Below are 19,951 nucleotides of genomic sequence, written 5' to 3'. Positions count from 1 at the left end.
GCGGTCCGCCAGCACGCCGCCCAGCGGCCGCATCATCGAGCCGGCGAACACGCAGGCGGCGGTGTAGAGCCCGGCGGTCTTGGCGTCGAAGCCGAATTGATCGTGGAAATAGCCGGGCAGCGCGCTGGCGAAGCCGGCGAAACCGCCGAAGGTGATGGCGTAGAACAGCATCAGCCACCAGGCGTCGCGCTGGGCCAGCACCGCCAGGTAATCGGCCCAGCGCTTGGGCGGCGGCGCGCCCGGCGCCTCCTTGGCCAGCCGGGCGAACAGCAGCAGCACCAGCAACAGCGGCAGGCAGGCGAGGCCGAACACGTTCTGCCAGCCGAACTGCAGCGCCAGCGCCGGCGCGAACAGCGCCGCCAGCACGGTGCCGGAGTTGCCGGCGCCGGCGATGCCCAGCGCCGTGCCCTGATGCGCCGGCGGATACCAGCGCGAGGCCAGCGGCAGCGCCACGGCGAAGGAGGCGCCGGCCACGCCGAGGAACAGGCCCAGCAGCAACGCGCCGCCCAGGCTGGACAGGCCGGCGCGCCAAGCGAGGAACAGGGCGGCGATGACGACGATCTGGGCGATCAGCCCGGTGCGCTTGGCGCCGATGCGGTCCGCCAGCATGCCGGCGGCCAGCCGCAGCAGCGCGCCGGCCAGGATGGGGGTGGCCACCATCAGCGCGCGCTCGCGGGTGTCCAGGCCCAGCGCGGCGGCGATGGGCACCTGCAGCGGGCCCAATAGATACCAGACCATGAAGCTGAGGTCGAAATAGAGGAAGGCGGACAGCAAGGTGGGCTTGTGCCCGGTCTGCCAGAAGGAACGGTCCATGCGAAACTCCTGTGCCGCGAGCGGCCGGGGGCCGGCCAAAATAAAAACGGCGTTCGCTCCTCGGTGATAGCAGGAGCGGACGCCGTTGTCCGTTGCCGTCCCGGCCGCCATTGGCCGGACAAGCATTTGAGGCGGGCGCGGCACGTCTTTGTGCCAGGCCCGGCTTGACATATGCAAACGCCGTGCCAGCCGCGCGGCGGCTGAAAGCCTGGTTTTATCTAGGTTTGCGGCGAAGAAAACGCACCGCGCTGGTGCGAAAATAGCCGGCCGCGCACTGAGTTTGTGCGTTGCAGCATGAGATGGTTCAGCCTGGCTGCTTCACGGCCGTTTGGTAGCGCGGCCGTCCGTCCCATTCCACGCCGTCGCACAGCCGGCCATGGCGCAGCTGCCGTGCCGGCACCGGCAGGCCCAGCGCGTCCGCCGCCTGCCGGTAGAGCCGGGTCTGGCTCACCGTGGCTGCGACTGCTTGCGCGTCCTCGTCGCCGCGCAGCCAGCCCCAGCGCCGGAACTGGTCGATGAACCAGACGCCGTCGGACGGATAGGGGTAGTTGACCCGGCCCTGATCGAAGAAGCGCAGCGCCGACGCGCCGACGGCGGCCGAGGGCAGGGTGGCGGCGATCAGCGTTTCCGGCAGGGCGATGTGTTCCGGCCGCGCCAGCCAGCGCGCCGCCTGGCGGCGGTGATCGCTGTGTTCCAGCCAGCGGCAGGCCTCCAACAGCACCATGATCAGCGCATGGGCGGCGGCGGCTTCTTTGTGCGCGAACTCACGGCGGCAGAGCAGGGCTTTTTCCGGGTGGCCGGGCCAGATGTCGCCGCTGGAAACGGCGATGCGGCCGGCCTGGCGCGCCGCCGCCTGCTGGTGCCAGGGCTCGCCGGCGCAAAAGCCGTCCAGTTGGCCGGCCTCCAGCGCCGCGCCCATCTGCGGCGGAGGAATCACCACCAGGCGCGCGTCGCGCAGCGGGTCCAGGCCTTGAGCCGCCAGCCAGTAGTTGAGCCATAGCGCATGGGTGCCGGCGGGGAAGGTGTGGGCCAGCGTCAGCGGAGCGCCGCCCTGGCGCACGCGGCGCGGCAAGGCCTGCTGCGGCGCTGCGGCCAGAGCGTCGGCCAGCGGATGGCTGAGGGTGATGGCCTGGCCGTTCTGGTTCAGCGTCATCAGCAGCGCCATGTCCGCTTGCGGGCCGGCCAGACCCAGCTGCATGCCGTAGGCCAGGCCGTAAAGCGCCGCGGCGGCGTGCAGGCGGCCGTCCAGCAGCTTGTCGCGCACCGCGCTCCACGAAGGCTGGCGCAGCAATTCCAGTTCCAGGCCGTGGCGGCGGTCCAGCCCAAGCTGGCGCGCGACGATCAGCGGCGCGCTGTCGGTCAGCGGCAGATAGCCCAGGCGCAGGCGGTGCGGAATGGTCATGAGGGTTTCCTTGCGGTTCAACCTAGCAGTTCGGCGGCCTGGATCAGTTGCCGGGCGAGGTCGGCGATGCGCAGGCCCTCGCGCATCGCCTGGCGGCGCAGCGCCTGGTAGGCGTCGTTTTCGCTGAGCCGGCGCTTGTCCATCAGAATGCCCTTGGCGCGCTCGATCAGCTTGCGCTCGGCCAGTTGCTGTTCCGCCGCCGCCAGCCGCTGTCGCAGCCGGGCGTCCTCGGCGAAGCGGGCGCGGGCCAGGTCGATGATGGGCGCCAACCGCGTCGCGTCGGCCTGGTCCACCACATAGGCTGCCACGCCGGCGTGGACCGCGGCTTCTATGGTGGGCAGATCGCCCTGATCGGCGAACATCACCACCGGGTGCGGCGCGATCTCGCCCAGCAGCGCCAGTTGTTCCAGGGTGTCGCGCGACGGCGATTCGGTGTCCACGATCACCACGTCCGGCCGCAGCCGCTCCACCGCCTGCAGCAGCGCCGCGGCGCTGTCCACTTCGGCGATGATGGCGTAGCCGGCGCGCGCCAGCGCCTGGCGCAGCGAGGCGATGGTTTTGGCGTGGTCGTTGACCAGCAGCAGGCGTAGCGGCGGAGGGGCGGACATTGCAATGCCGATGGAAAGGGATGGATTCGCTGAAGCAAGCGCCGTGCCCAAGGGAAATCTTGATGCGATTTTTAGCGAGGACGTCGCCGGATTGACGCGGTGTTTAGCCGCGATGGCTTATCGTTGAGCGGAGACAAGGCCAATGGACGGGGAGGTGACGCACGGGTGAACAAGAGTCGTTGGCGAGGCCGGCCCCGCTCATGCGGGGCCGGCCGATTTCATTTCAGCTTGATCTTCCAGTTGTCCTCGACGCAGCGCTGGTAGTTGCCGGCTTGCAGCGCGCTGTACGGGGTCTGATAGCTCACCAGCTGACACTTGTAGTCATTGCCCCATTTCCAGTCCTGCTCCCAGTAAATATTGTAGGCGGCGGAGCTGGCGGCGCTGAAGCGTTGCATATTGGCGCAGGACAATTGCTCGCTGCCGTAGTCCCAGCCCAGATCGTTGGCGAACTGGCGGTAGTAGTCGATGCGGTTCTGCGCCGCCTGGCGCTCGGTGCCGCCGCCGCATTCCGCGTTGATGATCTGGATGGTGGTGGCGAAGTTGTTGCCGGCGCCGGCCGCCTTGTCCGCGGCATTGGGCACCCAGGTGCCGTCCAGCACGTGCAGCATCGACGGTTTGGGCGGCTGCGGGTAGACGAAGAAGAAGGTGGCCGAGGTCAGATTCAGCCAGGTGGAGGCCACCAGGTCCGGGTTCTGCAGCAGCACCGATTGGTCGCCGTCGTGCATGGCCTGGGAGAAGGGGCCGTAGTTGTAGTTGTAGGACAGTTGCTTGGCGCCGCGGCCAAAGTATTTTTTCCAGCTGCCGTCGGCGTTCTTGCCGCAGGTCCATACCTTGTTGAATACCGGATCGGCGCACTCGGTGTTGTAGCCGCAGCCGGGGCCGGTTTCGGCGCAGCCCATCTCACGCAGGTATTTCAGGCCCTGCCGCCATTCCGGCACCGTGTCGCTGCGGTTGTGATCGCCGGTTTCCTGGGCGAAGTGGGCGAACATGGTGGCCAGGCTGTGGCGGCAGATGGCGTCGCCGTCGCGGCCGTCGCCGTAGTCGTCGCAGATGGCGGGAAACTTGGCGATGGCTTGCAGGAAACGCTGGTAGCTGTAGCTGGCGTCGCGGCGCGAGAAGTAATACTCCCATTTGGCCGCCGGCAACAGGCGTTCCACCCGACGCACGTTCAGCGGGTTGGCGGCGCGGCCGGGCGCCACCTGTTCCACTTGGGCGTTGGGCAGGGTGCGGATAGAGGCCTTGACGCTGCGGAAGAAGGGGGTGTCGGTCAGACTGGCCTCGTATTGCAGTGCCTGTTGCAGCGTGGGCGGCTGTGCCTGGGCGGTGGCGGTCTGCGCGGCGGCCTTGGCCGCGGCCGGCGTCCAGCTGCCCCTGGGATTGGCGGCCGGCGTCTCGGCGCGGGTACGCCATTTGGCTTGCCAGTCCTGGCCTTGCCATTGGACCTTCTGTCCGGCTTGATAGACGGTAGCGGCATTCCAGGGCGCGGCCAGGACGGCCTGGCAGGCCAGGCCCAGCAGCAGGGCGGAAAGGGATTTGTGCATGTTGGCTCCTGTTGTCAGGCTGCCTGCGGGATATAAGCCGCGCGCAATCATGGCAGCCATTTATAGGGGCCTCGATAAACCCGCCGCGCGGTCCGACAGCCTCGCTTGGCCACGGGTTTCCTCGCTATAGCGTGTGCGCTATCTCGGTCCTGATGGACGTGTCTAGCTCTCGAACGGCTCGCGATGGTTTTTCGAGGCTCCCTTACGTGGTTTTCTGCCACGCGCAACGCGCGGCATAGATACCACTATGGAACCAATTTTTGATATGTCAAATGACTTTTTCGCCGCGAAGCGACGGCGCGCCAATGCCGGGCACGGCAAGGTCGGGGTCGGGCAGTACTGGGGAGAGGCCGCGCTAGGCGCCGGGGTGAGATCCCGGGCGGGTGCGGCTTTAAGGGTCCGGAACTGCTGGACGAGAGGCTTCAGGGACGGTTGGCGTTGATCCAGGCGTCGTGCGGGTAACTGGCGGAATCCAGGCCCAGCTCGGACGAGAAAGTAACGTGGCAGTGTCGTCCCACCGCGCTGACCGCAATTACGGTAAAGGTAATTGCGGCGCTATCGTGCTGCTCGGCGATGTAATCGCCAGGTTTGAGTTCATTGACTCGCAAGTGTTGCTCCTGGGCATGACCGCGATAGCGGGCCATGCCGGCAGATCAACGGCGTCGGTTGTGATGGGGGCGAGGCGTGCCGCCGCCGGCCGGCGCCGTCGGGTGACGGAAATTGATGCGGCCCTTGGTCAAGTCGTAGGGCGACATCTCTACAGTGACGCGGTCGCCTACCAGTACGCGAATACGGTGCATCTTCATCTTGCCCGAGCCATAGGCCAGGATTTCGACGTTGTTGTCCAGGCGCACGCGGAAGCGGGACTCGGGCAACATTTCAATGACAACACCTTCCAGTTCGATCATGTCTTCTTTGGACATTACGATTCCTTTCTAATGCGGTAGGCCAACAGCCACAGCGACAGTCACATGGACTGCCGCGAGCAGGAGCTATTGGCGCGTCTATTCGGTAACCAAGCTAGGGAGGGGCTGGCTTCACAGGCAGCCCTCAGGCAAGGCGGAGCGTCCAGCAGGCAGCTGCCGGAACGATCAGAAAATCTGAGGCGAACGGTATTATATATCTAACGCACTGATTTGTCAGAAAAATACAAGAATATCTCGGCCAGGGCGCTCATAAGCCGGCATGGCGTGGCGGTTTTCACAAAAAAATCAGGGAGATGGATTGGCCGGCCAGGCTGACCGCTGTGTCGAAAATCTCATCGGCAAGCGGGTTTTTCGCGGCGGAAACTCAGCTGTCGGCGGCGCTGACGCGGCCGCTGCGCATCAATTCGGCCAGTTTGTCCTCCGGCATCGGCCTGGCATAAAGATAGCCCTGGCCGTGCTCGCAGCCAGCGTCCAGCAGGAAGCGGCGCTGGGCCTCGGTTTCCACGCCCTCGGCCACCAGATCCAGCCGCAAGGTCTTGGCCAGCGAAATGATGGCCAGGCTGATGCTGGTTTCGTGTTCGTGGTCGGGCAGGCCCTGCACCAGCGATTGGTCTATCTTCAGCGTTTGCACCGGCAATTGCCGCAGATAACTGAGCGAGGAGTAGCCGGTGCCGAAGTCGTCTATCGACAGGCTGACGCCCAGCTGGCGCAGCTCGCGCAGCACTTTCAGATGAGCGTCCGGATTGCTCATCACGAAGCGCTCGGTGACTTCCAGTTCGATCTGCCGCGCCGGGATGCGGCAGTCGCGCAGCGCCTGCTTCAGGGTTTGCAGAATGGGCGCGCGCTGGATCTGCGCGCCGGCGATATTGAGGCTGAGCACGCCGGGGGACAGGCCGGCGTCCAGCCAGCGGCGCAGAACGCCGCAGGCGTGGCGGATCAGCCAACTGCCTATGGGAATGATCAGGCCGGTTTCCTCCGCCAGCGGGATGAAGGCGTCCGGCCCGATCAGGCCTTGCGTCGGGTGCTGCCAGCGCAGCAGCGCTTCGGCGCCGGTGAGCACGCCATCTTGCAGGCGGTATTTGGGCTGGAACACCAGGAACAGCTCGCGCCGCTCCAGCGCCAGGCGTAGTTCCTGTTCCTGCTCCACGCGCAGCCGCGCGCGCTGGGTCAGCTCTTCGGTGTAAAAGCGGAAGGCGCCCTTGCCCTCGTTCTTGGCCTGGTACATGGCGGCGTCGGCGTTGCGCATCAGGCTTTCGGCATCCTGGCCGTCGCGCGGGTAGATGCTGATGCCCACGCTGCAACCCACCGTCACCGGTTGGCCCTCTAGCTGGAACGGCCGGGCGCAGGCCTTGACGATCTTGTTGGCGATATCGATGACGGGATTGTCGGCCTTCTGGTTCTCCAGCAGGATCAGGAATTCGTCGCCGCCGATGCGCGCCACGGTGTCGTTGGCGCGCAGGCAGTCCTTGAGCCGGGCGGCCACTTCCACCAGCAAGTGGTCGCCGGCTCCGTGGCCTTGGGTGTCGTTGATCTGCTTGAAATTATCCAGGTCGATGAACAGCACCGCCACGCGGCGGCGCTCGCGCTTGGCGGTTTCGATCGCGTGTTCCAGCCGCGACAGGAACAGCAGCCGGTTGGGCAGGGTGGTCAAGGAGTCGTAATGCGCCAGCTGCGCCATCTCGGCGGCCGATTTCTTGATTTGGGCGATGTCGGAGAACACGCCGACGTAGTTGCGCACCGCGCCGTTCTCGTCGCGCACCACGGTGACGGTGAGCCAGGCCGGCGCCGCGCTGCCATCTTTGTGGCGGTTCCAGATTTCGCCTTGCCAGCGGCCGCTTTCTTCCACGCTCTGCCACAGCTGGCGGTAGAAGCCGGCGTCGTGATGGCCGGAATGCAGCAGGCGCGGCATCTGGCCCAGCAGCTCGGCGCGCGGGTAGCCGGTAATGGCGCAGAAGGCCTGGTTGACGTCGAGAATGCGTTTGTCGGCATCGGCGATCACCACGCCTTCCAGCGTGTGTTCGTAGACGACGGCAGCCTGTTGCAACGCTTGCTCGCGCCGTTTGAATTCATTGATGTCCTGCAGCGTGCCGCTCAGCCGGAGCAGGCGGCCGCCGGCGTCCCGTTCCTGCGCGATGTGATGGCGGACGAAGCGCTCGCGGCCGTCGGGCAGCAGCAGGCGGTGATCCAGTTGCGCGGCCGCGCGGAGGCGCAGCGCCTGACGCAGGGCCCGGCGCAGCAGCGGCCAGTCCGTGGGCGGCAGCAGCGCTGGCAACTGCGCGGCCACGGGCTGGAATTGCGCCGGTTCACGCTGGCACAGCTGGTACAGTTCCGCCGACCAGTGCGGCGCGGCGTCACCGCGCCGCCATTCCCAATAGCCAATCCGCGCCAGGGCCAAGGCCTCGCGTTGACGGCGTTGGGCGTCGTCGTGGAATTGGCTGCGCTCCAGGAAGTTGGACAGCATGTCCGCCACCGACTGCAGCATATGCTGCTCTATCCATAGCCAGCTGTGCGGCGCCGGCGCGCTGACCGCCAGCACGCCGCGCCAGCATTGCCGCGGCCGTAGCGTGGCCAATAGCGCGCTGTGGCCGTCGACGCCCAGTAATCGCTCCAGCGCGTCGGCGGCTTCCGGGGACTCGGCGCCGTCGTTCAGCAACAGGGTGCGCTGCTGTCCCAACTGCTGTTCCAGCCAGCACAGCCGGGTGCGGGCGATGGCGGCGGGCGGGCCGGCGGGCTGCGCGTCGCGCCGCCATTCGCGGACAATATTCAACTGCCGGCCATCGGCGTCGACCAGGGCCAGCAGGCAGCGATCCGCGTCCAGGAAGCGTCCCACTCGTTCCAGCAGGGCGCTCATGCGCGACCACAATGTTTCCGCCGGCTGGCTGGCCAATTCGGTGGACAGGCCGGCCAGCTGCGCCAGGATGTCCAGATGGCGGGTCAGCATCCGTTCCGAGGCCAGCCGGTCGGTGGCGTCGCGCAGGGTCAGCAGCAGGCAGTTCCGCGCGTCGATGCGCAGCGGCCGTGAGCGGATGTCGATATGGCCGGCGTCGCCGGACGGACGGCGCAGCGGGGTGGCGGAGATTTGGCTGGGCTTGTCGGCGGGCAGCGTCAGCAGCGGCCGCAGCGCCTCGGTCAACCCGCTGTCCGGGGCCAGCGCCGCCAGTGGCAGCGGGCAGGGCGGCGCGCTGCCGCCGCCCAGCAGTTCCATCAGCGCGGCGTTCACGTACAAGACTTGCTGGCTGGCGTGGTCCAGCAGCAGCACCGCGTCTTCCAGCTGCTCCAGCATCGCCTGCGCTTGCGGCGGAGCGGAGGCCTGGCTCAACTGCGTGCCCAGGCCGCGGGTCATGTCGGTCAGCCACTGCCGCGCCTGCCGCCCGGCCGCCGAATCCAGCGGCGGTTCCGGCCGCGCGGCCAGCGCGGACAGCATTTGCGTCTCGTCGATGGCGTGGCGCAATGCGTATTCGCGCAGCTGTTCCAGTTGCCGCAGCAGGCTGTCCAGCGACGCGCCGGCGGCGAAAGCGGCATCGTAGCGTTTCAGCAAATCGCGGAGACGGCGCTGGTGTTTGCCTGCGGCGCTTCCGCTTACGGCGGCGGGTTTTTTGGTCGTCGGCATGGCTTCCTCACTGCGCTCGCGCCCAAGGCGGATGCGGCCAGTCACTGATTCATTTTTAGGTATGGATTTCAAAAAGGCCAACTACTTAATAGCAATATCGAGGGTGCATAAAAATGGCCCGCCAAAAATGCCCGCGTTGACGTGGGAGATAATCGACGAGCCCCGGATTTTGAATGGCTGCTAAGTATTTTCCGGTTTTGCTGAATGCAGGCAGCCGCGCTATATCGCAACTGTCGGCGCTGTCCGGGGTTTGCGCTGGCGATATTCGGAGCGAGGAAAGCACATGGTTTGACGATGGAGGCGTGTTTGGCAGGGTGTTGGCGTTGAAAGGCGATGACGGTGAACGCAGGCCGCAACGGCCGCGTCGCGGCGTCGCTTATTCGCTTTTTATTGACGGACTTTCTTCTAGAATGAGTACAGACTCCACCCATTGACACTCTGCGCGGCACTCACCGCCGGCAGCCTGATTCTGGTACTCGTGATGAATGTGATAAACCCGCCGTTTTTTGGGCAGCAGGGTTTTAGCCTGCGGCCAATCGAAGTATTGGACATCCCGGACTGGTACGAATATCTGCGTTCGCCCGAGATGATGGCATATCAGGGCTGGCAAGTGTGCTCGGCGGCGGACCTGGCGCCGATGATACAGGCATGTCGTTCCGAGGTGCCCGACGCGCCGCTGCGCCTGGCCATCGTCGATGATGAACTTGGCCGCCTGGCCGGCACCATAGGCCTGGGGGCGGTTTCACAGCGCAATCGCAGCGCGGAGCTGGATTTTGATCTGGCGCCGGCCTACCGCGGGCGCGGCTTGGCCGCGGCAGCGTGCCGGGCCGTGGCCGGCTGGGCCTTGAGCACCTGTGGTCTGTTCCGGCTGCAAGCGGTGGCATGGGACGGTAATCCGCGTGCGCAACAGGTGCTGCGCGCCTGCGGCTTTCAACAAGAAGGCCTGCTGCGCGCTTACCGCCAGCTTGGAGACAAGCCGGGCGATTTCCTGATGTTCTCGCGCTTGGCCAGCGATCCTGCGCCGGATGCCAAGCAATCCTGAACCAGATGAGGAGCTCGAAGCCGCTAGCCACTGGCCGCCGCAAGGCGGCCTTGTCTTTTTTGGGGCCATGCCCGCGCGGGTTGTGAATGTATCTGCTTGCGCGCGCTAGGTATTTCTACGGTTTGACATGGGTATGACGGCCTCCATAAATAATTAGGGGGCGGGCGCGCCGATGGCAAGTGGATGACACGAGTGGAAAGGTTGCTGCATGTTCAATACCGCGTTGAAACGTAAATTGCAGGATACGGTGGCGGAACTACATAAGCAGCAGGGCGTGCTGCAGGCGATAGACCGCTCGATGGCGGTGATCGAGTTTTCGCCGGACGGCGTGGTCCGCTCGGTCAATGCCAACTTCGAGCAGGCGATGGGCTATCGCGCCAATGAAGTGGTTGGCCAGCATCACCGCTTGTTTTGCCCGGCGGACTATGTGAGCAGCGCCGAGTACGCCAATTTCTGGAGCCGCTTGAAACAGGGGCATTTCGTCAGCGACCGCTTCAAGCGGGTGACCAAGAATGGGGACATCGTGTGGCTGGAAGCCAGCTACAACCCGGTGCGCGACGAAACCGGCCAAGTGGTGGCGGTGGTCAAGTTCGCCTTGGACGTGACCAAGTCGGTGCAGACCGAACTGGAAGCGCGCAACACCATGAAGGCGGTCAGCCGTTCCATGGCGGTGATCGAGTTCTCCATCGACGGCATCGTGCTGCGCGCCAACAGCAATTTCCTGAACACGGTGGGCTATGGCGAGCAGGAAATCATCGGCCAGCACCATCGCATCTTCTGCGTGCCGGAATTCGTCAACAGCCCGGCTTATGCCGAACTGTGGCAGCGTTTGAACCAGGGCATCTTCATCGCCGGCAAGTTCGAGCGCCGCGACAAGCAGGGCAGGCCCATCTGGCTGGAGGCCAGCTACAACCCCATCGTCAATGACGAGGGCGAGGTCTACAAGGTGATCAAGTTCGCGCTGGACATCACCGAGGAAGAAGAAGCGGCGCAGCGCGATCTGGGCCTGGTCAAAGAAGCGCACCGCTTGTCCGCCGCCTCCGACGCGGCCTCGTCGGACGGCCTGGCGGTGATCAAGGACACCATAGGCGAGATGAGCCTGATCGCCGACAGCGCCGAGCGCTCGGTCAAGATCATCGAGGACCTGGACGCCAAGACCCTGCGCATCACCTCCATCGTCAACACCATTCACGAGATTGCCGACCAGACCAATCTGTTGGCGCTGAACGCGGCGATAGAAGCGGCGCGCGCCGGCGAGCAGGGCCGCGGCTTCGCGGTGGTGGCCGACGAGGTGCGCAAGCTGGCGGAGCGCACCAATGCGTCCACCAAGGAAGTGGCCGGCATGATAGACGACATCCGCAACGGCACCTCCTCCGCCAGCGAGAGCATCCATGAAATGCAGATCAAGGCGAGGATGGGCGAGGAGCACGCCGGCGTGGCCAGCACCTCCATCGACCAGATCCGCAGCAGCACCGCCCAGCTGAGCGAGGTGGTCAGCCATTTTTCCGCGGTGCAGGCGCAGAAAACGCCTTAAAAACTGGCTCGACGCCGCGGCCTGCGCCCATCCCCTGCCAGGAGGATGGGCGTTCGTCTTTCAGGCCATGCCGCTTATTCCACGCCGTCCGCGATGGACCACAGGAAGTCGGTTTGCAGATTGCCCTTGAACATGGGCGCATTGCGCGGGATGTAGAAATTGGTGGCGTAGCCTATCCGCTTGACCGCGCTGTCCATCTTCACCGAGGCGCCGGAGTGGCAGGTCATGCAATTGCTCTGTATGCCCAGGGTGCCCCTGAAAGTGGCCTTGGTCTTGGGGTTGTAAATGCCCACGTTCAGCGGCGGCGGGGGCTGGAAGACGCTGCTGTCGAAGCCGGCCTCCAGATAGGGGTTGTACACCGTGACCGGCGAGCCGACGCTCTTGCCGCCGTTCACCGGCTGGTTGGGCGCCACCATCTGGTAGCCGATGGACATCGCGTAATGCGCCGCCGGCCAAGGCAGTTGCGCCGGACGCGCCTGGGCCACGGCGACGGAGCTGGGCAGCGGCGGCTTGGCCGGGGCCGGCGTCCAGAAGAAGGTTTGCCAGGTCCATTCCGTCATCTCGCGCGAGGTGACGTGCATCGCCATCAGGATCAGGGTATCGCCGGGCTCCACCGGCTGTTTCAACTGGTTTTGCGCCAGGCTGGAAAACAGGGCGGCGTTGGCGGCGGTGATCGGGATGCGGATGAAGTCGCCCAGGCCGAAGGTATTGGCGGCGCTGGGGCGGCTACAGGAAGCATCCGCGCTCTGAGCCGCGGAGCGGCCTGGGTTCTTGGCGTCGATGTAGACGCAGCCGGGCCAGGCCTCCTCCGGAAAGCCGCCGCTTTGCATCGCCGGCGTCGGCTTGGGCGTGCCGGGCCAGGCCGGCATCACATACAAGGAGGTGCCCGGAATCATATTGGCCTTGCTGACCAGCTTGTATACCGGCTTGACGGTGACGGCGGTGCTTGGGAAGGCCGGAATCGACGCGTTGCCGGCCTGGTAGAGCTTGGTCAGCGCCGTCTTGGAAAACAGCTGGTTCTTGCTGGCGAAGGCGGCGGCGCTCGGATCGTAGCCCACCATTTCAAACGAGGAGGTGTCGCGCACGCCGCGGGCGGATTGGTCCTGGCTTTGGCTCAGCGCCACCAGCCGCGCCTGCAGCTTCTCCATGAAGCCGGGAATGCGCATGAACTGGCGCGGCACGCGCAGCCGCATCTGGCGCGGAGCCGCCGCCGCGGCCGATGTCGCGTTGGCCGCCGCGTCCGCGGGCAGGGCGGCCACCTCGTCCGGCGTCAGCCAGGTCAGGTAGACCGGCGCGTTGGCGAGCCCGTACTCGGTCTGGCCGCTGGGCGTGGTCAGCGCGGCCCACAAGCCCCAGCCGTGGCGGTGGATATTGCGGACATGGGCGGCGCTGGGCTGATTGATCCACTGCATCAGCGTGGATTCCGGTTCCGGGAACTGGTAGCCGGGGATGCCGGGATTGGGCAGCGGCACCGGCTGCGCGGCGGCGTAAGCTGTCAGCAGCAGGCCGGCGAGCAGGGACAATTCATGGCGTTTCATCACGAGATCTCCAAACGGGGTCTTCAACTGGGCGGGGAGGCCGCTGGCCTCTGCCCTGGTGTTGGTGTCAATTCGGCATGCGCAAGCCGCATGCTGCCCAGTTATAGCCATACGGAATATCATGGTTAGCCATTATTAAGGTCAGTGGAGCAGGCTGGAGGGCTTGAAAACAGCTGGTTTTCAATGCCAATGGTCTGTTTTGAAATCGTTGTGATCCGGACTTGATCAAGGTCTATTAGCAGATGCTGTTAATCCCCTATAACAGCGGAAAACAATGGCTAATAGGGACAAGATCATGTGGGTTTTCTGGATACAATTCGCGCTGCTGCTGACAGCGATACTGATGGGCATACGCCGCGGCGGCGTGGCCCTGGGCATGATAGGCGGGCTGGGCGTGGCGGTGCTGTGCTTCGTGTTCCGCGTGGCGCCGGCGGAGCCGCCCATCACCGTGATGCTGATCATCCTGGCGGTGGTCACCGCCTCGGCCACGCTGCAAGTGGCCGGCGGCCTGGACTTCCTGGTGCAGCAGGCGGAGCGGCTGATGCGTCGCCATCCGCAGCAAATCACCTTCCTGGCGCCGCTGTCCACCTTCCTGCTCACCATGTGCGTGGGCACCGGTCATGCGGTGTATTCGCTGCTGCCGGTGATCGCCGACGTGTCGCTGAAAACCCGCATCCGCCCGGAACGGCCTATGGCCATGGCCAGCGTGGCCTCGCAGATGGGCATCACCGCCAGCCCGGCGGCGGCGGCGGTGACCTCGCTGTTGGCGATGACCGCCCACAGCGGCCAGCCGCTGACCCTGTGGCAAATCCTGATGGTGACCGCGCCGTCCGGCCTGCTGGGCGTGCTGGCCGCCGCCTGCTGGAGCCTGCGCCGCGGCGTGGAACTGGACCGCGATCCGGAATTCCTGGCCCGGATGCAAGACCCGGACTTCCGCGCCTCGGTGGAAAAATCCGTCACCACCCTGGACAAGACCCTGCCGGCGGCGGCGCGGCAATCGGTGGCGCTGTTCTTCTCCGGCATCCTCGTCATCGTGCTGCTGGCCTTGTTTCCGCAATGGCTGCCGGTCAGCCAGGGCAAGCCGGTGCCGATGACCACGGTGGTGCAGTTCGTGATGCTGGCCTTCGGCGCCTTCATCCTGTTCCGTTCCAACGCCAAGGCGGCGGTGATCGCCCGTTCCGAGGTGTTCACCGCCGGCATGATCGCCGTGGTGTCCATCTTCGGCATCGCCTGGATGAGCGATACCTTCGTCAAGGCCAACGAGCCGCTGCTGGTGGCCAATATCAAGGCCATGGTGGCCTACGCGCCGTGGACCTTCGCGCTAGCGATGTTCGCCGTATCCGCCTTCGTCAAGAGCCAGGCCGCCACGCTCACCATCATGGTGCCCTTCGGCCTGGCGCTGGGCCTGAGCCCGCATCAGCTGCTGGCCATCATGCCCTCTTGCTACGCCTATTTCTTCTTCGCCTTTTATCCCAGCGACCTGGCGGCCATCAATATGGACCGCAGCGGCACCACCCGCATCGGCAAATACCTGCTCAACCACAGCTTCATGATGCCGGGGCTGATAGGGGTGGGAGTGTCCACGCTGGCGGCGTACGGATTGACGCATTTGTACTTCTAAGTGAGGAAAGCTTGTGGAAACTTACCAAGCAGACATCGTGATCGTGGGAGCGGGGGGCGCGGGCTTGCGCGCCGCCATCGCCGCCGCCCAGGCGGACCCGGCCTTGCGCATCGCGCTGGTGTCCAAGGTCTACCCGATGCGCAGCCACACCGTGGCGGCCGAGGGCGGCTCCGCCGGGGTCAAACAGGCGCACGATAGCTTCGACGCCCATTTCAACGACACCGTGTCTGGCGGCGACTGGCTGTGCGAGCAGGACGTGGTGGAATACTTCGTTAGCCAGTGCCCGGAGGAAATGGTGCAGCTGGAACACTGGGGCTGCCCGTGGAGCCGCAAGGAGGACGGCAGCGTCAATGTGCGCGCCTTTGGCGGCATGAAGATAGAACGCACCTGGTTCGCCGCCGACAAGACCGGCTTCCACATGCTGCACACCCTGTTCCAGACCTCGATCCGCTTCCCGTCCATCCGCCGCTTCGACGAATACTTCTGCGCCGACCTGATCGTGGAAGACGGCGAGGCGCGCGGCGTGCTGGCGATAGACATCGCCAGCGGCGACAGCTTGTTGATCGAGGCCGGCGCGGTGGTGATGGCCACCGGCGGCGCTGGCCGGGTGTTCCGCGAGAACACCAACGGCGGCATCGTCACCGGCGACGGCATGGCGCTGGCCTACCGCCACGGCGTGCCGCTGCGCGATATGGAATTCGTGCAATACCACCCCACCTGCATGCCCGGCACCGGCCTGTTGTTCACCGAGGCCTGCCGCGGCGAAGGCGGCCTGCTGGTCAACAAGGACGGCTACCGCTATCTGCAGGACTACGGCCTGGGCCCGGCCGAGGACAAGCCGCGCAATAAATTCATGGAGCTGGGCCCGCGCGACCGCCTGAGCCAGGCCTTCTGGTACGAACAGCAACAGGGCCGCACCGTGGAAGGCCCGTGGGGCTCCGCGGTATATCTGGACCTGCGCCACCTGGGCCACGCCAAGCTGCGCGAACGGCTGCCGCAAATCTGCGAGCTGGCCGAGGAATTCCTGGGCATAGACCCGGCCAAGGCGCCGATTCCGGTACGGCCGGCGGTGCACTACACCATGGGCGGCATCCTGGTGGACGGCCGCTGCGCCGCGCCCATGCCCGGCCTGTTCGCCGCCGGCGAATGCTCCAGCGTCGGCATCCACGGCGCCAACCGCCTGGGCTCCAACTCGCTGGCGGAACTGTCGGTGTTCGGCAAGGTGGCCGGCGAAGAAGCCGCTCGCTGCGCGCGATCGCGCCATCCGGCGCGGCGCGAGGCGCTGCAAAAGCAGGCCGAGGCCGCCGAGGCGCGCCTGCACGCGCTGCGCGCGCGCGAAGGCGGCGAACGCATCGCCGAACTGCGTCGCGAAATGGCGGAAACCATGGAGGCCGGCTGCGGCATCTACCGCTTGGAAGCCTCGATGCGCGCTACCTGCGACAAGCTGGCGGAGCTGAAGCAGCGCTTCCGCAATGTGCACGTGGAAGACAAATCCAGCGTCTGGAACAGCGACTGGCTATTGGCCATCGAACTGGGCTACCAGCTGGACGTGGCCGAGGCGATGGCGCATTCCGCGCTGCAACGCCGCGAATCGCGCGGCGCCCACCAGCGGCTGGACGGCTGCGAGCAGCGCGACGACGTCAACTTCCTCAAGCACAGCCTCGCCGTCTACCAGGGCGCGGACGCGCCGCGCATAGACTACGGCGCGGTGAAGATCACCAAATCGCAGCCGGCGGTGCGCGCCTACGGCGCCGCCGGCCTGGCGGCGGAAGCCGCGGCCAAGGAGGGCAAGGCATGAGCGAACAGACTATGACGGAACAGACCAAGACCATAGCGGTGATGCGCTACCGGCCGGAGCAGGACAGCGAGCCGTGGCTGCAACACTTTGAAGTGCCGTACCGCGACGACATGTCGGTGCTGCAGGCGCTGCAATACATCCGCGACTACCTGGATGGCGGCCTGGCCTTCCGCTGGTCCTGTCGCCAGGCGATTTGCGGCAGCTGCGGCATGATGGTGGACGGCGTGCCCAAGCTGGCCTGCAAGACCTTTCTGCGCGACTACCCCGGCGTGGTGCGCATCGAGGCGCTGAACCACTTCCCGATAGAACGCGATCTGGTGGTGGTGCTGGACGACTTCATCGCCAAGCTGGAAAGCATCCAGCCCTATATCGTGCCCAAGGAAGACAAGCCGCTGTCCGACGGCGAATACCTGCAAACCCCGGCGCAGATGGACTGGTACGCCCAGTTCAGCAGCTGCATCAACTGCCTGCTGTGCTACGCCGCCTGCCCGCAGTACGGCTTGGACGACAAGTTCTTGGGGCCGGGCGCCATCGCGCTGCTGCACCGCTACAACATGGACAGCCGCGACGGCGCGGCCGAAGAGCGGATGGAGCTGCTGGCCGCGCAGGAAGGCGTGTTCAACTGCACCGCGGTGGGCTATTGCTCCGAGGTCTGCCCCAAGATGGTGGACCCGGCCAATGCGGTCAACCTCAACAAGACGGCGGTGGCCAGGGATTACTTCCTGCGCTTCGCCCGGCCCAAGGGGAAGTGCAAATGAGCAAGCGCAAACCGTATGTCCGGCCAATGGAAGGCTGGTGGCGCAAGAATCCTTACTTCATCGAGTACATGGTGCACGAAGGCACGGCGCTGTTCGTCGCCGGCTACGCGCTGACCCTGCTGTGCGGGTTGTGGCGGCTGAGCCAGGGCGAGGCGGCCTGGAGCGGTTACATCTCCGCGCTGCAAAGCGCGCCGGCCTTGCTGCTGCACGCGGCGGCGCTGGCGATGATCGCCTACCACAGCTACACCTGGTTCAAGATCATGCCGCGCACGCTGCCGCCGCTGACCCTGGCCGGACGGCGAGTGTCCGCCCTGGCCATCACCGCCGGCGGCCTGGCCGCCGCCGTGGTGTGCAGCGCGGCGCTCTTGATGCTGGTATGGGGGATGACGGCATGAAACCGGGATTGAAACGTTCTCACGCGCCCATTTTCTGGGGCTTGTTCGGCGCCGGCGGCATGCTGGCCGCCTTGTTCGGGCCGATGCTGGTGTTCATCACCGGCATCGCCGCGCCGCTGGGCTGGCTGCCGGACGGCGCCGCCGATTACGCCACGCTGCAGGCGCTGGCGCAAAGCCTGATCGGCAAGGCGCTGCTGTTCGGCCTGATCGCCCTGCTGCTGTGGCACGCGGCGCACCGCATCTACCACAGCCTGCACGATGTCGGCATCCACGGCGGGCCGCTGGCCAAGGCCTGCACCTATGGGGTGGCGGCTCTGGGCACGCTGGCGGCGGGGCTGTTGCTGGCGGTGGGCTTCTGAACGGCTTGTGGCCGGGAGTGAAACGATAGGCTAGGACGGCGCTTTGCGGCGCCGTCCTTTCTTTGCCCGTAGCAGGCGGATCAGCGCCCCATGCTCACCACCCACAAAAGGGGAAGCAGCAGAAACAATAGGGTAAAGCCGAACTGGGCTCCGGCCGTGCGCCGGCGCAGTTTCCAGAACACCAAGCAAGTCAGCGCCAGCCAGAATACGATGCCGAACAGCGCCAGATTGACCATGAAGGCGCCCATGCTGCCCATATCGGCCAAGCAAAGTTGGGGTAGCAGCAAGAGGACGGACAAGAGCGGCATGGCGCGCAAATAGGACATGAGTGTTTTCTTCTTGAGTGAAGCTGGCATTCTGCATGATGGCCGTCGCCTTGCCTACTTTATGTCATTGGGTCGCGACGAAATGCGTTGAGGGCGGCCTAGTTCTCCGTCTCGCGCTCGCGCAAAAAATCGATGAAGGCGCGCACCTTGGCCGACACATGGCGGGTGCGCGGGTAGAGCGCGTGGATGCCTTGCTGCGGGAAGCCGTGATCAGGCAGCAGCCGACAAAGCCGGCCGGCCCGCAGATCGGCGTTGATCAGCCAATCCGGCAGCAGGGCGACGCCGAGACCGGCCAGCGCGTAGGCGCGCAGGATGGACGCGCTGTCCGAGCTCAGCCGCGGCTGGCCATGCTGGCGCCAGGCTTCTTGGCCGCCGTCCGGCGTGTCCACCAGCCAGGGCTGGGCGTGCTTGAGCCGGCTATGTCCCAGCCAGGGCAGCCGGCTCAGCGCGGCCAGGTCGCGGACTTCCCCGTCCGATTGCCGCGCCAGCAGGGCCGGCGCCGCCACCGGGAAAATATCGAAGCGGGCCAGCGGCACCGCGTGCAGATCGGTTTCCGGCAGACGGCCCAGGCGGATGGCGACGTCGAAGCGCTCTGCGATCAGATCGGCGTGCAGCGAGGAGGTGGACAACTGCAGCCGCAGCGCCGGGTGGCGTTGGGCGAAGATCTCGATCGCCGGCGCAATCCTGGCCAGACCGTATTCCAGCGTGGCGGTCACGCGCAGCGCGCCGCTCAATTCCCCATGTTCGGCGCGGGCGTCGTCTATCGCCAGCCGCGCCTGCTCCAGCATGTCGGTGCAGCGCTGATAGAAGCGCGCGCCGGCGTCGGTCAGCGCCAGGCTGCGGGTATTGCGGATCAACAGCGCGACGCCGATTTCCTGCTCCAGGCGCTTGATATTGAAGCTGACCACGGCGCGGGTTTGGCCCAGCGCGGCGGCGGCGGCGGTGAAGGAGCCGGCATCCACCACGGCCTTGAAGGTTTCAAAGCGATCCAGACTGACCATGGCATTGCCCGTCATTGTCAAAAATGGTTTGACAGTTTAGTCGTGGCTACGCGGTTTTTCCATCGTCAGGCGCTGACTATACTCGGCCGCTTTACCGTGGAGAGCGCCGATGCCGCTCCGTTTGAAACTGACCCTGGTGTACCTGTTGGGCTTTGCGCTGGACCTGATCAATATGTTCATCGTCAGCGTCGCCTATCCCGACATCGGCCACGATCTGGGCGCCTCGCTGACGCAACTGGCCTGGGTGGGCAACGCCTATATGCTGGGGCTGACCCTGGTGATTCCGCTCAGCGTCTGGCTGGCCGGCGCTTACGGCGAGCGGCGGGTGCTGCTGGGATCGCTGGCGCTGTTTCTCGCCGGTGCCGCGCTGGCGGGCACGGCTCCATCCATTGAAACGCTGATCGCCTGGCGCGCCTTGCAGGGCCTGGGCGGCGGCCTGCTGATCCCCATCGGCCAGGCCATGGTCTACCGGCACTACCCGCCAGCGCAGCGCGCGCGGCTCACCGCCTGGATCATGGGCGTGGCCTTGATCGTGCCGGCGTTGTCGCCGGCATTGGGCGGCGTGCTGGTGGATGCGCTGTCCTGGCGCTGGGTGTTGCTGGCCAGCCTGCCGCTGGCGCTGCTGACCTTGCTGCTGGCGGCGGCCTGGCTGCCGCGCGAGGACGCGGCGGCGCGGCCT

At 65.8% G+C, this 19,951-nt stretch carries 19 protein-coding genes; 9 read left to right on the top strand and 10 right to left on the bottom strand.

Going from position 1 to position 19,951, the window contains the following annotated elements; all coding sequences use genetic code 11:
- The 7 genes from LQT98_RS07400 to LQT98_RS07370 all read right to left on the bottom strand — a co-directional run.
- On the bottom strand, positions 1-813 hold an 813-nt coding region (locus LQT98_RS07400), incomplete at its 3' end, for an MFS transporter (RefSeq protein WP_231461719.1).
- Between the two features lie 304 nt (positions 814-1,117).
- Positions 1,118-2,215 carry a CmpA/NrtA family ABC transporter substrate-binding protein gene (locus LQT98_RS07395; protein WP_231461718.1) on the bottom strand — a complete coding sequence of 366 codons (1,098 nt, stop codon included), beginning with the start codon at positions 2,213-2,215 and terminating at the stop codon, positions 1,118-1,120.
- A 17-nt stretch (positions 2,216-2,232) separates the two neighbouring features.
- The gene (locus LQT98_RS07390) at positions 2,233-2,823 is read right to left on the bottom strand and encodes an ANTAR domain-containing response regulator (RefSeq protein ID WP_048409171.1); all 591 of its coding nucleotides are present in this window, start codon (positions 2,821-2,823) and stop codon (positions 2,233-2,235) included.
- Positions 2,824-3,041: 218 nt separating this feature from the next.
- A complete protein-coding gene (locus tag LQT98_RS07385) occupies positions 3,042-4,364 on the bottom strand; it encodes a glycoside hydrolase family 19 protein (RefSeq protein ID WP_231461717.1) in 1,323 nt (440 codons plus the stop codon).
- Positions 4,365-4,786: 422 nt separating this feature from the next.
- Positions 4,787-4,972, bottom strand: coding sequence for a hypothetical protein (locus LQT98_RS07380; protein WP_231461716.1), 186 nt, complete (start codon positions 4,970-4,972; stop codon positions 4,787-4,789).
- A 45-nt stretch (positions 4,973-5,017) separates the two neighbouring features.
- Positions 5,018-5,287, bottom strand: coding sequence for a translation initiation factor IF-1 (gene infA, locus LQT98_RS07375; RefSeq protein WP_019104365.1), 270 nt, complete (start codon positions 5,285-5,287; stop codon positions 5,018-5,020).
- A 367-nt stretch (positions 5,288-5,654) separates the two neighbouring features.
- The gene (locus LQT98_RS07370; RefSeq protein ID WP_231461715.1) at positions 5,655-8,900 is read right to left on the bottom strand and encodes a bifunctional diguanylate cyclase/phosphodiesterase; all 3,246 of its coding nucleotides are present in this window, start codon (positions 8,898-8,900) and stop codon (positions 5,655-5,657) included.
- Between the two features lie 173 nt (positions 8,901-9,073).
- Between LQT98_RS07370 and LQT98_RS07365 the strand changes: the two genes are divergently transcribed.
- From LQT98_RS07365 to LQT98_RS07355, 3 genes are all read left to right on the top strand, one after another.
- On the top strand, positions 9,074-9,334 hold the full coding sequence (locus LQT98_RS07365) for a hypothetical protein (RefSeq protein ID WP_231461714.1): 261 nt from the start codon (positions 9,074-9,076) through the stop codon (positions 9,332-9,334).
- A gap of 47 nt (positions 9,335-9,381) precedes the next feature.
- Entirely contained in the window at positions 9,382-9,942 is a 561-nt protein-coding gene (locus LQT98_RS07360; RefSeq protein ID WP_231461713.1) for a GNAT family N-acetyltransferase, read from the top strand.
- A gap of 208 nt (positions 9,943-10,150) precedes the next feature.
- Complete coding sequence (locus tag LQT98_RS07355; RefSeq protein ID WP_231461712.1) at positions 10,151-11,476, top strand: methyl-accepting chemotaxis protein; 1,326 nt, start codon at positions 10,151-10,153, stop codon at positions 11,474-11,476.
- 74 nt (positions 11,477-11,550) lie between these two features.
- Here the strand turns inward: LQT98_RS07355 and LQT98_RS07350 are convergent, their stop codons facing one another.
- Positions 11,551-13,014, bottom strand: a complete 1,464-nt coding sequence (locus LQT98_RS07350; RefSeq protein ID WP_231461711.1) for a hypothetical protein — start codon at positions 13,012-13,014, stop codon at positions 11,551-11,553.
- Positions 13,015-13,309: 295 nt separating this feature from the next.
- On the opposite strand from LQT98_RS07350, the gene LQT98_RS07345 reads away from it, so the two are divergent.
- Genes LQT98_RS07345 through frdD form a run of 5 tightly spaced genes read left to right on the top strand, consistent with a single transcriptional unit; the run spans position 13,310 to position 17,945 of the window.
- Complete coding sequence (locus LQT98_RS07345) at positions 13,310-14,635, top strand: anaerobic C4-dicarboxylate transporter (protein ID WP_107799876.1); 1,326 nt, start codon at positions 13,310-13,312, stop codon at positions 14,633-14,635.
- Positions 14,636-14,648: 13 nt separating this feature from the next.
- The gene (frdA, locus tag LQT98_RS07340) at positions 14,649-16,433 is read left to right on the top strand and encodes a fumarate reductase (quinol) flavoprotein subunit (protein ID WP_231461710.1); all 1,785 of its coding nucleotides are present in this window, start codon (positions 14,649-14,651) and stop codon (positions 16,431-16,433) included.
- Positions 16,430-17,191 carry a succinate dehydrogenase/fumarate reductase iron-sulfur subunit gene (locus tag LQT98_RS07335; RefSeq protein WP_331282530.1) on the top strand — a complete coding sequence of 254 codons (762 nt, stop codon included), beginning with the start codon at positions 16,430-16,432 and terminating at the stop codon, positions 17,189-17,191. The genes frdA and LQT98_RS07335 overlap by 4 nt, the downstream gene beginning before the upstream one ends.
- Positions 17,188-17,586 (top strand): fumarate reductase subunit C, encoded by a 399-nt coding sequence (locus LQT98_RS07330; protein ID WP_231461709.1) that lies wholly within the window; start codon positions 17,188-17,190, stop codon positions 17,584-17,586. The genes LQT98_RS07335 and LQT98_RS07330 overlap by 4 nt, the downstream gene beginning before the upstream one ends.
- A gap of 8 nt (positions 17,587-17,594) precedes the next feature.
- Entirely contained in the window at positions 17,595-17,945 is a 351-nt protein-coding gene (gene frdD / locus LQT98_RS07325; protein ID WP_231461708.1) for a fumarate reductase subunit FrdD, read from the top strand.
- Between the two features lie 80 nt (positions 17,946-18,025).
- Here frdD and LQT98_RS07320 read toward each other — a convergent pair whose 3' ends face one another.
- Both LQT98_RS07320 and LQT98_RS07315 read right to left on the bottom strand, forming a co-directional pair.
- On the bottom strand, positions 18,026-18,271 hold the full coding sequence (locus tag LQT98_RS07320; RefSeq protein WP_231461707.1) for a hypothetical protein: 246 nt from the start codon (positions 18,269-18,271) through the stop codon (positions 18,026-18,028).
- Positions 18,272-18,369: 98 nt separating this feature from the next.
- Positions 18,370-19,272, bottom strand: a complete 903-nt coding sequence (locus tag LQT98_RS07315; RefSeq protein ID WP_231461705.1) for a LysR family transcriptional regulator — start codon at positions 19,270-19,272, stop codon at positions 18,370-18,372.
- Between the two features lie 109 nt (positions 19,273-19,381).
- On the opposite strand from LQT98_RS07315, the gene LQT98_RS07310 reads away from it, so the two are divergent.
- On the top strand, positions 19,382-19,951 hold a 570-nt coding region (locus tag LQT98_RS07310), incomplete at its 3' end, for an MFS transporter (RefSeq protein WP_231461703.1).

It is taken from the genome of Chromobacterium aquaticum (assembly GCF_021129195.1).
GTDB classification, from domain to species: domain Bacteria; phylum Pseudomonadota; class Gammaproteobacteria; order Burkholderiales; family Chromobacteriaceae; genus Chromobacterium; species Chromobacterium aquaticum.
The sequence above is the reverse complement of the archived record's forward strand: the minus strand, read 5'-3'. Positions and strand labels throughout refer to the sequence as shown.